At 26.4% G+C, this 13,641-nt stretch carries 17 protein-coding genes and 1 tRNA gene; 10 read left to right on the top strand and 8 right to left on the bottom strand.

The annotated features are described in order from the left end of the window. Positions 1-47 precede the first annotated feature (47 nt). Both ACTTBI_RS06930 and ACTTBI_RS06935 read left to right on the top strand, forming a co-directional pair. Positions 48-698: an alpha/beta hydrolase gene (locus tag ACTTBI_RS06930; RefSeq protein ID WP_440653366.1), complete on the top strand. Its 651-nt coding sequence runs from the start codon at positions 48-50 to the stop codon at positions 696-698. A 47-nt stretch (positions 699-745) separates the two neighbouring features. Next, positions 746-1,315, top strand: coding sequence for an HNH endonuclease (locus tag ACTTBI_RS06935; RefSeq protein ID WP_440619280.1), 570 nt, complete (start codon positions 746-748; stop codon positions 1,313-1,315). Here the strand turns inward: ACTTBI_RS06935 and ACTTBI_RS06940 are convergent. Genes ACTTBI_RS06940 through ACTTBI_RS06950 form a run of 3 tightly spaced genes read right to left on the bottom strand, consistent with a single transcriptional unit; the run spans position 1,312 to position 2,909 of the window. Further along, positions 1,312-1,845, bottom strand: a complete 534-nt coding sequence (locus tag ACTTBI_RS06940) for a demethoxyubiquinone hydroxylase family protein (protein WP_262590095.1) — start codon at positions 1,843-1,845, stop codon at positions 1,312-1,314. The genes ACTTBI_RS06935 and ACTTBI_RS06940 overlap by 4 nt on opposite strands. After that, positions 1,829-2,311 (bottom strand): disulfide bond formation protein B, encoded by a 483-nt coding sequence (locus tag ACTTBI_RS06945; RefSeq protein WP_440653367.1) that lies wholly within the window; start codon positions 2,309-2,311, stop codon positions 1,829-1,831. Before ACTTBI_RS06945 ends, ACTTBI_RS06940 begins: the two co-directional genes overlap by 17 nt. Continuing rightward, a complete protein-coding gene (locus tag ACTTBI_RS06950) occupies positions 2,304-2,909 on the bottom strand; it encodes a YqaA family protein (RefSeq protein ID WP_262590097.1) in 606 nt (201 codons plus the stop codon). The genes ACTTBI_RS06945 and ACTTBI_RS06950 overlap by 8 nt, the downstream gene beginning before the upstream one ends. A gap of 208 nt (positions 2,910-3,117) precedes the next feature. Between ACTTBI_RS06950 and ACTTBI_RS06955 the strand changes: the two genes are divergently transcribed. Continuing rightward, a complete protein-coding gene (locus ACTTBI_RS06955) occupies positions 3,118-4,386 on the top strand; it encodes a tyrosine-type recombinase/integrase (RefSeq protein WP_440653368.1) in 1,269 nt (422 codons plus the stop codon). Positions 4,387-4,396: 10 nt separating this feature from the next. Here ACTTBI_RS06955 and ACTTBI_RS06960 read toward each other — a convergent pair whose 3' ends face one another. From ACTTBI_RS06960 to ACTTBI_RS06970, 3 genes are all read right to left on the bottom strand, one after another. Then, positions 4,397-4,693, bottom strand: a complete 297-nt coding sequence (locus ACTTBI_RS06960) for a hypothetical protein (RefSeq protein ID WP_440653369.1) — start codon at positions 4,691-4,693, stop codon at positions 4,397-4,399. Then, positions 4,690-4,977 (bottom strand): hypothetical protein, encoded by a 288-nt coding sequence (locus ACTTBI_RS06965; RefSeq protein ID WP_440653371.1) that lies wholly within the window; start codon positions 4,975-4,977, stop codon positions 4,690-4,692. Before ACTTBI_RS06965 ends, ACTTBI_RS06960 begins: the two co-directional genes overlap by 4 nt. A gap of 285 nt (positions 4,978-5,262) precedes the next feature. Next, the gene (locus tag ACTTBI_RS06970) at positions 5,263-5,526 is read right to left on the bottom strand and encodes a hypothetical protein (RefSeq protein WP_440653372.1); all 264 of its coding nucleotides are present in this window, start codon (positions 5,524-5,526) and stop codon (positions 5,263-5,265) included. 82 nt (positions 5,527-5,608) lie between these two features. On the opposite strand from ACTTBI_RS06970, the gene ACTTBI_RS06975 reads away from it, so the two are divergent. The 4 genes from ACTTBI_RS06975 (at position 5,609) to ACTTBI_RS06990 (ending at position 11,772) form a co-directional block, all read left to right on the top strand. Further along, entirely contained in the window at positions 5,609-6,781 is a 1,173-nt protein-coding gene (locus tag ACTTBI_RS06975) for a hypothetical protein (protein ID WP_440653374.1), read from the top strand. Position 6,782: 1 nt separating this feature from the next. Continuing rightward, entirely contained in the window at positions 6,783-7,514 is a 732-nt protein-coding gene (locus ACTTBI_RS06980) for a hypothetical protein (RefSeq protein WP_440653375.1), read from the top strand. Between the two features lie 81 nt (positions 7,515-7,595). Then, on the top strand, positions 7,596-10,964 hold the full coding sequence (locus ACTTBI_RS06985) for a TM0106 family RecB-like putative nuclease (RefSeq protein ID WP_440653376.1): 3,369 nt from the start codon (positions 7,596-7,598) through the stop codon (positions 10,962-10,964). After that, entirely contained in the window at positions 10,954-11,772 is an 819-nt protein-coding gene (locus ACTTBI_RS06990) for an NUMOD3 domain-containing DNA-binding protein (RefSeq protein ID WP_440653377.1), read from the top strand. The genes ACTTBI_RS06985 and ACTTBI_RS06990 overlap by 11 nt, the downstream gene beginning before the upstream one ends. Before the next feature lie 34 nt (positions 11,773-11,806). Here the strand turns inward: ACTTBI_RS06990 and ACTTBI_RS06995 are convergent, their stop codons facing one another. Next, entirely contained in the window at positions 11,807-12,073 is a 267-nt protein-coding gene (locus tag ACTTBI_RS06995) for a hypothetical protein (RefSeq protein WP_440653379.1), read from the bottom strand. A 184-nt stretch (positions 12,074-12,257) separates the two neighbouring features. Here ACTTBI_RS06995 and ACTTBI_RS07000 point away from each other — a divergent pair, with 184 nt between their 5' ends. From ACTTBI_RS07000 to ACTTBI_RS07010, 3 genes are all read left to right on the top strand, one after another. Continuing rightward, positions 12,258-12,437, top strand: coding sequence for a hypothetical protein (locus ACTTBI_RS07000; RefSeq protein ID WP_440653380.1), 180 nt, complete (start codon positions 12,258-12,260; stop codon positions 12,435-12,437). Positions 12,438-12,519: 82 nt separating this feature from the next. After that, positions 12,520-12,604: transfer RNA gene (locus tag ACTTBI_RS07005), tRNA-Leu, on the top strand. Between the two features lie 10 nt (positions 12,605-12,614). Next, the gene (locus ACTTBI_RS07010; protein WP_440653381.1) at positions 12,615-12,878 is read left to right on the top strand and encodes a hypothetical protein; all 264 of its coding nucleotides are present in this window, start codon (positions 12,615-12,617) and stop codon (positions 12,876-12,878) included. Here ACTTBI_RS07010 and ACTTBI_RS07015 read toward each other — a convergent pair. Continuing rightward, positions 12,875-13,453, bottom strand: coding sequence for a tyrosine-type recombinase/integrase (locus ACTTBI_RS07015; RefSeq protein WP_440653382.1), 579 nt, complete (start codon positions 13,451-13,453; stop codon positions 12,875-12,877). The two genes, ACTTBI_RS07010 and ACTTBI_RS07015, sit on opposite strands and share 4 nt — an antisense overlap. Positions 13,454-13,641 lie beyond the last annotated feature (188 nt).

Here is a 13,641-nt window from a genome sequence, read left to right on the forward strand (position 1 = left end):
TATTATTGTAGTGTGTTTTTAAAAATAAAAAACATAATAAATCATCTATGACATTTTGCCTTAATTCAATCATCATCAAACCAGAAGAAGGAACAGAAATTAAGAATGCGATAATTTTACTTCATGGGTATGGTGGAGATGGAAAAGACATAAGTATGTTAACTTTAAATTGGAAAAGACATTTACCAAATACTATTTTTATTTGTCCTAATGGACATGAAAAATGTGCAATTAATCCATCAGGATATCAATGGTTTGATTTAACCAAAGAAGATCCATCTCATATTCTTGAAGAGTCAATTAAAGCTGAAAATGTTATCAAAAAACTTATTGAGGAAGTTAAAACTGAATACAACTTATCAAATCAACAAATTTGTTTATCAGGCTTTAGCCAGGGATGCATGATGTCTTTGAATGTTGGTCTTACCTCAAATGAAAAATTTTTATGTGTCATAGGATTTTCAGGGAAAATAATAGATAAAATTAATTTGAAAGATAGAATCAAAAATAGCACAGATACATTACTAATACATGGTGATGTCGATCAAATTGTTCCATCAACACATTTACTTGAAGCTAAAGATTTTTTAATTCGAAATAATATTCCTGTTGAAACGTTATTAATAAAAAATTGTGATCATCACATTCCTATCGAGGCATCAAGTACAGCATTAAATTATATTTTAAAAAAAATTTAACATCTGATCATATTGATTATGATGCTAAACTAAGTTAATGTTTTAATGTGAACAACTTTATTGAACAAGATGTATCATTAGAAAAATGTCCTGCATTAGTTCTTAATGCTGATTACAGACCTCTAAGCTATTACCCACTATCATTATGGTCATGGCAAGACACTGTGAAATCAGTTTTTCTTGATAGAGTTATCATTGTAAGTCATTACGATAGAACTATTAGAAGTCCTTCATTTAATATGAAGCTACCAAGTGTTATAGCTTTGAAGGACTATATTGTTCCCCAAACGAAACCAAGTTTTACTAGATTTAACGTTTTTTTAAGAGATAAATTCTCTTGCCAATATTGTGGAAGTAATGAGGAACTTACTTTTGATCATTTGCTTCCAAGATCTAAAGGTGGAGAAACAAATTGGGACAATGTTGTTACAGCTTGTTCAGCTTGCAATGTAAAAAAAGGTGGAAAATTATTAAAAAATTCAGGAATGAAATTGAATCAATATCCATTTAGACCTTCAACAGAAGATTTACATAAAAATGGCAAGAACTTTCCTCCTAACTTTTTACACAAAAGTTGGATGGATTATTTATATTGGGATGTTGAATTAGAAACTTAAATTTTTTCAGAAATATTAATTGCAATTTTAGAACCAGTTTTAATTATTTTATCTAAAATACTATAAGGTCCCTTTTTAGTTGCTCCCTTTTCATAAGCGATATCTTTATGGTTAAGCTCATCTTCTCTAAATTTTGTAATTTTGTTTTTGAGAAATTTTTCATCTTCATCTAATTGATTAATTTGATTTAAGTAGTGTTCATCAATTACTTCTTCTACAGATGCTGTGCATAGCATGGCTGCCTTTTTCCCTAATAAAGTAGAACCAAATCCTAAACCAACACCTAGTAAATCCCACAGTGGTAAAAGTTTTGTAGGAGCAATGTTTCTTTTTTTAATTTCATTTTCAAAAAATTCACTATGTTCTTTTTCATGAATTTTCATATCTTCTATGATTTTTTTCAAATTTTCATCTTTGACAAATGTATTTAAAGCTAATAATTGACCTTCATATATTTTAACTGCTCCACGCTCACCAGCATGATCTACCCTTATAAATTCTTCAATTTTTTTTTTACTTACTTTTGGCATAGTTTAAATAAATTTTTAATGCATTGATTGTAATTAGAATAGAAATTACAATATTATACGTTGTAAGTGATAATCCAAAAATTTTAAATGTTACATCTTTGCAGCTCACTTTTTGTTCTTGCAATTGTTTTAAAATTTCTTCTTTGGAAGTTGCCTCAGAGCCATTTTTTAGGTCACAAACTAAAGACTCTTCGATAAATCCTTGTTCAATACCAAAGTGATAAACTGATAAGATAGTAGCTGTTAAAAAAACTACTACCAATAAAACCAAAAATATTTTTTCAAACTGATAAAATTTATAATTCAAGAGTATAATTACTATTGCAATTACATATGGAATTCTCTCTAAGATACAAAGATTGCATGGTTGATGACCCAAAATATATTCAATAAAGAACGCTGACATTAAAGCAACGAAACTGACTAATAAAATTAGGTTAAGAAACAATGATTTGTTATTAAGCATTAAATTTAAAAATTAAAAATATAATTCCTAATACTATAACTATTAAAATTCCAATTATAGTGAACCATTTTGAACCATGCTTCTCCATGAATTCAGTAAATAAGTCACCAAATTTATAAGATAAATAAGCAACAATAAAAAATCTAAGACTTCTCGAGATTAAACTTACAACAATAAATACAGGTAAACTAAAACCAACAACACCGCTAGCAATAGTGAATGCTTTATAGGGAAGAGGAGTAAATCCTGCTAGAAAAAGAATACTTAGCCAGGCAAAAAAACCTGATCCTTGAGACAAACTTGTCTTCAAATTTTCTACTTTATTTTCATAACCATAAAATTCAATTACATGAATAGCTAAATCATAAAACAAATAACCTAGTAAATATCCAAAAACTCCGCCTAAAACTGAAAATATAGATGCGATTAAAAATATTTTAAAATATTCTTTTTTTTTAGCAATCACCATAGGAATAATCATTACATCTGGAGGTATAGGAAAAAATGAACTTTCAGTGAAGGAAACAATTCCTAAGTATAATTTTGAACTTTTGTGAGCAGCTAAATTTAAACAATATTTATAAAGACTTTGGAACATTTTTTAGTTTTAATATAATTTTAGTTCTTATACTATTTAATTATAATTTAATATAACGGGCGAATGGCGGAACTGGTAGACGCGCACGACTCAAAACGTGAGTCTGATTATTAATACTCTTTTGTTTACTTTATTTTTTAAAGACTTTACATTCGTACACTAGTCGTACACTTTCATACAATTATATTTAAAAAGTGTACGAGTTTTTATGACTTATTACAAAGATAACACTCTCTTTAAAAGAAAAGATGGAAGACTTCATATCTACAAACGTAAAGATAAAAAAAGTGAAAATTGGTATGCGAGAACTTTTATCGATAAGAAACAAATTCAAATAAGCTCAAAAACTTCCAATAAAAAACAAGCAATTAAGATTTTAGAAAAATGGTTTGATAGACTTCATTTTAGACTTGCTGAAGGACTTCAAGTTCATCAATCAACTTTTGAAGACTGTCTTTCAATTTTTTTAATTGAGTTAAAAGATGACATTAGTAGAAGCAAGACTTCAAATAAAAGCATTAAATCACGTATGAACGTGATTATGAAATGTAAACCATTAATGAAATCAAAAATTGATGAAATTAGTTATGAACATTTGAAGAAATTTTTAATATGGAGAAATGAAGAGTCACATAAATTAGGAAAACAGTTAAGTGGAAAAACATTAAGAGGAGATTTAGTTACTATATCTAATTTTTTAAGTTGGAGTGCTGAAAAGGGATATAGAAAAGAAAAATTACAAAAAATAACAACAAAGTTATTAGAAAAGAAATTGAGGAATGAGAGAACACAAAGAGTTCATTTTACAAGACAAGAATATCAGCACTTACTTAAAACATCTCGTAATAGGATTGCTAAAGCAAGAGGCACAAGAGTTCAATTTGAAAGAAGTTTGTTACATCAATTTATAATTTTTATGGCAGGCAGTGGTTTGAGAGTTAATGAATGTTTAAATTTAAAATTTGAAGATGTGAGATTGATAGACAAACATCAAGTCAAACCTAACTTAAAAAAATCATTTAGTGATAATTTTTATAATCGTTTGGAGAGGTATTATACAATTAACAACGCATTTGGAAAAAAACAAAGAGCAAATAATAATATTGGAATGGGTTCGTGTTATTTTGCTATTGAAGAAATAATTAAACTTTATCAAAAAAATAAAGTTAAAATTTCTCCTTCAACAAAAATTTTTAAAAATAAGAGTTTTAGAGAAGGACTTAATAGTTTGTTATTAGATGCTGGTTTGAAAACTAAAAAGATAGGAAATGAATTTGTTAAAAGAGACTCTAAAAGTTTTAGACACACTTATATTTTGTTTCAAATTCAGAATGGAGTTAGCGCTACTGATATTGCGAAAAATTTAGATACCTCAACAGAGATGATTGATAAATTTTATACTGCTAATGTTCAGACAGATGAACTCATAGATAGATTAACTAGAATTAATAGATCACAAATCAAGATTGTTTTATAATATATTAATTTTACTTTATTTTTTCTTCAAACTGTTGTTGAAATTCTTTAAATAAATCAAGAACTTCATTGAGTTGGTTTTTAACTTTATCTTTATCTAAAGTCAGAGTTGTATCCTCAATATCATACTTTTTTTTACACATTGATTTAATGACATTTACAGCACTTTGATCTTGAGCTTCTTTAACATTATTAATTACACAATCTTCATACGTTTTTTCTGAATTTTTTATATTCATTGCTGTAAAGTAATAAGTTAATCCTGACACGATTATTCCAAATAATAAGTATTTTAATGTTAAGCTCATTTCACTACACTCTTTTTATATTTTTCTTCAACTTTTATTGATAGTTCTCTTTTAACACCCTTAAACACATTAGGTAACTTTTTTCCAACTTGATCTAATACATACATCGCTTGGGCATATGTAGCGTATTTTAAATCACTATTTACAATTGAATTAATACACTTTGAATTACAATCACCAGAGATAACTGTTTGAACAATATGACCTACAACCGTTTCATAATATTGAGAACTTCTTTGATTTGGGCTTGTACAACTAGATAAAACAAACAAAATTAAGAACATTAATATTCTCATAGTTTAAAAGTTAACAAATTAAGTCATTTATTAAAATCATAGAAATCTAAAAGATTAGCAATTGATTGGCATAATTTTTTTTGGACTGGCAAAAATAAATAACAATGTTTTTTAATAGGAAACTGTTTATTTAAATATATTTAAACTTCTGAAAGTTGCTTTTAGCATTTAGAACAAATATATTTTTCAAATAATTTAAATATAATCTTGCCAAAAGATTTAAGAATATGCTCGGAGAATTATTCTCCGAGCAATTATAATTTCTATAAATTATTAAGTTTTAACACAATAAGAACCCTGGGTTGAATATCCGCTAGGGCATGAACTTCCAACTTTAGGTATAACATGCTTAGGATTAGAACTATTTGCTACACAATACGCACCTTGTGTAGACCAACCACTAGGGCATGAACTTCCAATTTTTATAATTGCTGGTTTTGCCGAACTACTTGTTGGTACGCACATTCCACCTTGTGTTGAATATCCACTAGGACATGAACTTCCTACTTTTTGTATAGGCACAACGGGATTAGACATAACTTGACCTCCTTTTTAAAAAAAATTATCATTTAATTGTTAGATAGGCAAGCAGATCAAATTTGTTCAACTTGAAGTTTAAATGAAAAAAATATTTTTAATTTTATTGATATTATTTCCTAACATTCTTGCTGCTGAAAATTCAAATTCTAATAAATTACTAAATATACTCAATACTATTGTGACTGGAGATACAAAGTATTTACAAGAACAAGAATTTTATTTAACGGGTGATGATTTAAAAAATTTTTTATTAAGTAATGAAATAACAATTGTTCATAATAATATAAAACATTCATATTTTTTTAATTCAGATTTTACTTATGAGGTATTTTCATATCCTTATAAAGGAAGAAAACTGATAGCATCAGATAAATGGGAATTACTCAATGGTTATGGTGTTGGTCCAGGTTATAATTCACGTGGAAATGGTTTTGATTTTATTTATTTAAACGGTTTTAGAAGTAATATTCGAGATGCTAAATTTGTATTTTTGCCTGAAAAAAAAGAAATTAAAGTTGTAGGTAATATACAAAATCCCAGTGATTATCAGTTAATAAAAATTGAAAATGTAGTTCGTCGAGAAGAAGTTAAAAAAATTATCATTAAGATAAAAGAAGAAGAAAAAATTGAGGCAGAACGTGTTGCTGAATTAGAGCGTATCAAACTAGAAGAAGCTGAAGAAGCATTAAGAATTGCGGAATTAGAGAGGATTAAGCAAGAAGAAGAAGCATTAAGAATTGCTGAATTAGAGCGTATCAAACTAGAAGAAAAATTGAAACAAGAAAAAGAAGAATTAGAAAAATTAGAGAAAGAAAAACAAAAAAAAATAAAGATTTATATTACAATTTTAATAATCCTTTTGGCTTTAATAATGATTTTATTCAGATTGAATAAGATAAAAAAATTAAAGGAAATCAAAAAATTAGAATTTAAGAAAAAAGAAGAACATAAAAAATATTTATCTGAAAACTTAGGTCTAAGATTAGTAGAAGAGTCTAAATTTATTAGAAAAAATGAAGATGAAATTAAAAAATGGAATAAAGAAAATTCTCAATTTATAAACAAAACAAAGAGTCATTTAATTAATACTCTCAGAAAAAATAATCAAAATTTAATCAAAAAGTATGAAGATATGTTAAAAGATATAAAAGAATATAATATTCAAATTAAAAAAGAGAAAGAAATTTATGAAAAATTATCAAAAAAGTATTCATTTATTGACAAGATAATTAAAGCAAGAGGAAATAGTTAAAATGACAAGTTCTGATAAAGATAGAAATCAAAGAAGAATGACAAATCTTCTATTAACAGGAAATTTAGTAGCAAATTATAAAAGTTCAAAACACTTGAAGGAAATGAAAGAGGTTCAAGAAAAACAAGTGGAAATTGATAAAATTAGAAATATTGAACTTTCAAAACAAAATAGACTTCAAGAACAACAAGTTAGAAATCAAAAACAAGAAATTTATTTAAAGCAGAAATTATTAGATCAAAATAATCAAAGACTTGCTATGGAAAAAGCAAAAATAGAAAAAGAAGAATTAGAAAAAAATAGAATTAAACTGTTAAGGGAAGTTTTTTTTAATTTAAATGAAGAATTGGAAAGCACTAAAAAATTGAAAAAATCCAATTTAGAAAAATACTTTACATTAATGAGTATTAGAGCAAATCTGGAAAAATATTCTATTTCATCTAAAATGACTGATGATTTAAAAGAAAAAAAAATTATCAAAAATTTTATTATAGACTTAGATAATTATATTAAAAAAATATGGAATTTATTAACCAATGTTGAAAAAGAAGATTATAAACAAATACTAAAGATTTTAGAAATTGATGAAGAAAAAAAAATAGAAAAAATAAAAAACTCAAAAGATTATAAAAATTACCTAAAATTAGAAAATAGTATTAAAAAAATTAACGAATATACAAATTTATATTTACTTGTAAGAGATTACAAAAATGAAATTTTGACTTTAAAATAAAGAAATTTTTTTAACTACAAATATAATAGAATATTAAAAATAACCTTGTTTAATAATCGTTGTTCAAGCTACACTAAGTAAATGAAAAATCTTTATTCTCCATCAATGTTAAAGAGTTATTTAAGCTGTAAATACACTATTTTTAACGAGGTAAATGAAAAGAAGTTAAATCTAAAGAAAATAGAATTATCTAAGAATGATCAATTAAGATTAGAAAAAGGAAATCTACACGAGAAAAACTATCTTAAAGAACTTAAGAAAAAATATAAAAAAGTAATAGATTTAAAAAATACTAAACTCTCAAAAGAGGAAAAAGTTCCTAAAACAATACAAGCCATGAAAGAAGGTTGGGAGGTTATTCATGGTGGTTATTTACAAAGAGATAAGTGGCGTGGAGAGTTTGATTTCTTGATTATCAATAAAGATCTTAAATCAAAGTTTGGTGATTATAGTTATGAAGTAATAGATACAAAAAACTCAAATAAACCAAAACCTGATCATATTATTCAACTAGGTATGTACACATATATGTTAGAGAAAACTCAAGGTGTATTACCTAAAAGATTCACTGTTGTACTGAAAGATATGATTGAAGAAAATGTACAAGTCAATCAAGTTAATGAATTTTTTAAAACTCATAGAGAAAATTATGAAAAATTTGTATCAAATGGAATTGATAAAACCAAACCAGAAAAATGTAGTTTCTGTCAAATTTGTTCATGGAAAGAGGAGTGTGAAAAAATATGGATAAAGGAAGATAACTTAAATCAAGTTGGTGGTTTAACAAAAGTTCATTTAAAAAAATTACTACAATTAAAAATAGATACTGCTAGCAAATTATCAAAACAAGATCCTAAAAAGAATCTTAAAGGCTTTAGAGAAGAAATTTCATATAAATTAATCACTCAAGCCAAACTTCAAAAAGAATATGAAAAAACTAATGTTCCAATTCATCAACCAAATCCGAGAAATTTAGATGGAAAAAAAGGTTTTAATTTATTGCCAGAGCCTTCAGCTTGTGATTTGTATTTTGACATAGAAAGTGTTGAAGATCACATTTATCCAGGTGGATTAGAATATTTATTAGGTATTTATTATATAGAGGATAATAAAGAAAAATTTAAAGCTCTTTGGTCTCACAATAAAGAAGAAGAAAAACAAAATGTAATAAACTTCTTTGAGTTCACTAAGTCACATTTTGAAAAATACCCATCTTCTAAAATTTATCATTACGGATCTTATGAAATAACAGCTTTATTAAAATTAACATCCTTACATAAAGTAAAAGGTATTGAATATGATCATTATATGAACCTAGATAAGTTCGTAAATTTATTAAACGTAAATACTCAAGGACTGTTTATTTCTGAGAATAGTTATTCATTAAAAAATGTAGAAAAATTTTATAATTTTAAAAGAGAAGGAGATGTACAAAAAGGTGATGTTTCTCAAGAGTATTATAGCGAATGGGTCGAAACTCAGGACCAAAAATATTTAGATGAAATAGAAAGTTATAATAAGCAAGATTGTAGATCTACATATGAACTTCATAGATGGCTTTTAGACATAAAGCCAAAAGAGACCTCATGGTTCACTTCTCAAAAAGAAGATAATGAAATGAATTTAAGAGATTGGGAAGTAGATATGCTTGCCTATCAAGATAAAGTTGAAAAATCTAAAATTAAAAATCCTCAAATTAAACAGTTAATGGCTGATATAATTGGATTTTATAACAGAGAAGATAAACCTTCTTGGCGAGAATTTTTTGATAGACGAACAAAATCAGATGAGGAATTAATTGATGATCCAGAGTGTATAGGAGATATGAGATTAAACGGAAAGCCTACTCCAGAAAAAAGATCATTAATCTATTCTTATAAGTTTGAAGATCAAGATTTTAAATTAAGAAAAAGTAAAAGAGCAATTATCGCAAATAACCAAGATATTGAACAAAAAGATAATGCGGGAACAATTATAGATATTGATTATAAAATAAAAGAAGTTCTTTTAAAAAGAGGAACAGCATCTGGTATGCTGCCCTATGTTCTTTCCATTGGTCCAGATAAACCTAGAGCAAATAATAAATTAATCTCAAATACCTATAAGTTTATTGATAGTTTGATTAATGAAGAAAAAAAATATCATGCGTTAAATAATTTTTTAGAAAAAAAACATCCAAAAATTAAAGGTATAAAAACTGGTGATAAATTAATTTCTTCAGAGCAGTTTGATAAAGAAATACCTAAAATTATACTAAATTTAGAAAACAGTTATCTCTACATACAAGGACCCCCTGGAACTGGAAAAACTTATCAAGCAGCAAATGCGATTATTGAATTATTAAAACAAAATAAAAAGATTGCGATCACTGGACTATCTCACAAAGTAATTCACAATCTACTTCAAAGAATTGAAGATATGGCGATTGAAAAACAATTTGAGTTTGAAGGATATAAAAGAGGAACTTTAGAAGATGAAGATACAGTATTCAACGGCGAATATATTAAAACTTATGAAAAAGATCCTGTTTTCATGGATGCGTTAAAAGAATTAAACGTAGGACAAATCTATGCTGGAACTAAATATCATTTAGCTAGTACTTTTTATGATGAGAAGATTGATTATCTTTTTATAGATGAGGCGGGACAAGTAAGTTTGGCAGATTTAATAAGTATTGGAAATGTGGCAAAAAATATAATTTTAATTGGTGATCAAAATCAACTTGGACAACCAATTAAAGGAACTCATCCTAATGAGTCTGGTCAATCAATATTAGATTATTTATTAGAAGGTAAAGACACTATTCCAGAGGATAGAGGTATCTTTTTAAATAAAACATATAGACTTAACTCTAAATTAAATAATTTTATTTCATCAAATTTTTATGAAGAGAGATTAATTAGTGATGAAAGAACAGACAAAAGATTAATTAAATTTAATAAAAAGTCAAAAATCCAAGATACCGGAATACATTATATTGAAATGAATCATACAAATAATGTTCAAACCAGCATTGAGGAATTTGAAGTTATTAGAGATCTTATGAAAGAAATGATTGGTCTTGAGTTTGATGACCAAGGAAAGATAAGAAAATTAGCTGTAGATGATTTTTTAATTATCAGTCCATATAATACTCAGGTTAATTTGCTCATTTCAAAATTAGAAGAGTCTAAAATTGAGAATCCAAGAGTTGGAACTATTGATAAGTTTCAAGGTCAAGAAGCTCCAATTACAATTATTTCAATGACTTCCTCAGATAGCGATTCATTACCTAGAAATAAAGAATTTTTTTTTAGTAGAAACAGATTAAATGTTGCCATCTCTAGAGCACAAGTTGTCTCAATAATATTATTTAATCCAAATTTATTAGATAGTTCACCAAAAAATTTAGATCATATAAAATTAATGAATAATTTTTTTAAATTTTTAGATTATAAAAATGAAAACTAATGAGTTTAATAAAGTAAAACCGTACACATATTTTATTTCAAGAAAATCAGATGGGAAAAAATATCATGGGGTAAGATATAGAAATAAAGTTTCTCCTATTAATGATTTTGGAATTAAATATTTTGGAAGTAGTAAATCAAATATTTGTAGTGAATTTAAAAAAAATCCTCAAAATTTTACTTTTAGATTAGGTTGGACTTTTGACACTGAAAAAGAAGCAATCCAGTATGAAACTAAAGTAAATAAAAAAATATACAAAAAAGAAGATTGGGCTAATAAAGCAGCATTTCCAGCAATACATATGGATAATGAGGTAATAGCAAATATCTCAAAAGCATTAAAAGGAACTCGAATAGGAAAAAAAAATAATTTTTATGGAAAAAAACATTCAAAAAAAACAAAAAAAATAATTTCTTTGACTAAAAAAAATATGAATCTGAAATTGACTGACTATCAAAAAAAAAGAATTACAGAGTCAAATAAAACAAGGATTTATAGCAAGACTACACTTCAAAAAATCTCTCTTATTAACAAAGGAAGAAAATGGTCAAAAGCTGTTAGGAAAAGAATGTCAGCTGGTTCTATAGGTAAAATTTTATCTAAGGAGACAAAAAAGAAAATATCGAAGAAGGTTAAAGGCAAAAATAACCCAATGTTTGGTAAAACACATTCAGAGGCAGCTAGAAAAAAAATATCACTGTCAAAAAAAGGAAGAATTCCTTGGAACAAAGGCAAAAGTTACAAAACAGGGAGAATACCTTGGAATAAAGGTAAGAGTTATACAATAACTAAAAAAACCAAAAATTAATTAGATTATAAGATAAATAAAATTTTTTTAAAATTTAATATGTTGTCGTATTGATAACTCCATTTTTTTCAAACCATTTATGAAATCTTATTCTATCTTTTCTAAGAGATATCATAAATTTTTTGTAATCAATTGAAACTCTGTCTACTAAGAAATATAAAGCTTTATAGTATACGAAATGTAAGTGAACAACCCGATCTCTCTGTTGTTTAAAAACCTTTATATTCAATGTTGATTCAACAATTTTATTTCTATAATTTTTTTCGGCATAATAATAAGCCTCATCTGTTTCAATAATCATATTTATGAAATCCTCTTGATGACTGAGTATCTTTAAATAGATACACTCTCTTAAGGCAGATTTAACGGTGTTTAAATCGTGGAGGTCTTTTGTATAATCAATATTTATCAATACATTTTATATAGGAATTAATTTCAACTAATCCAGACATATTCTTACCAAATTAATCTTTCATAATATTTCAATGATAAATGATTTCTTTGATTGGTGTGTTTATGTTCTTGAAGTAATTGGGAATGTCACAGGTATGGGATATGAATTAGCAAACATTGTAATATTTGTTTTCATTCAACCTTTATTAATTTTAATATTTTTTTATCTTTGGAAAAAAGAAAAAAAGAAAAAAAGAAAAATGAATCTTTAAATCAAGAATTTGCTAAATATAAAAAAATATAACTTTCAATCATTATTCATTTAAGATATTTTTATAATATAATTTTAATATAGGGCGAATGGCGGAACTGGTAGACGCGCACGACTCAAAATCGTGTTTCGCAAGAAGTGAGAGTTCGAGTCTCTCTTCGCCCACCACTTTAAATTTATGACAACTTCAGACGACAAAAAAAAATTAGTAGATATTCTTAAAGGAGAAAAAAAATGGAGAGCAAAAGTTTTTCATTATTTTAAAAGTACCGACGCTTCTGTAGAAAATTATCTTTGTACTGATAGTGGGGACAATCAGCCTTTAGTTGAATTTACTTTGCTAGCAACAGATAAAGATGATGCTTCCAAAAAAGCAGCAGATATTTATGAGAGTGAATTTAATGAGACTGCTGATGTTATATCTATTGAAGAAGAAAATTAAATCAATTCTACAGCATTTTTTAATTGTTCGTCATTCACTTCGATATAACGCTGTGTAGTACTCAAATTTCGATGTCTTGCTAAATTCATTATCACTTTGGCATTGATGCTTTTATTTGCTAACGCTGTGATAAATGAGCGTCTACCGCTGTGTGAAGTCACATTAGAAAGTCCACATCTTTTATAGATTGAATTGATTAATTGACATAGTGAGTTTGCTGAAAATTGAGTTCTTTTTTGAGTGATTAATAGAGGAGTGTCTAAGTCAATTTTTGAGTATTTGTTGCTGTAATATCTTTTGTATTCAATAATTTCATTTCTAAGTTTTTTATTAATGAATACTTTTTGAGTTTCTTTTGCTTTAGTATTTTCTGCCAAAAGTATTATTTCATCTCTAACACAGTAGTTGATATCAATGACATCTTTCCAAAATAGTTTTGCCACTTCGCCAATTCGCAATCCGCCAAAAAAAGTGAATGCTATAATCAATCGATTTCGCTTTGCGTTGGGATAAATTTCGAGCTGTTTAAAAAATAAATTTAGTTGTTTTTGAGTTAATATTTTTGCTTGTTTCATTTGCTCCTCACATATGATTTTGTTTCAAAAAAAGTAGTTTCATTATGTTTTAAGAGCAATCGATTTTTAACTACTCGCTAAAACTCGCACAGCATATGGAGAAATCGTCAAAACATAACATTATGTATGTTCTGTTATGTTTTAATCTTAAATTGAAACAGATAAGTAAATTTGTATGAGATTTAGCG

Origin of the sequence: Candidatus Pelagibacter sp. HIMB1542, assembly GCF_052047835.1 — a bacterium.
Taxonomy (GTDB): domain Bacteria; phylum Pseudomonadota; class Alphaproteobacteria; order Pelagibacterales; family Pelagibacteraceae; genus Pelagibacter.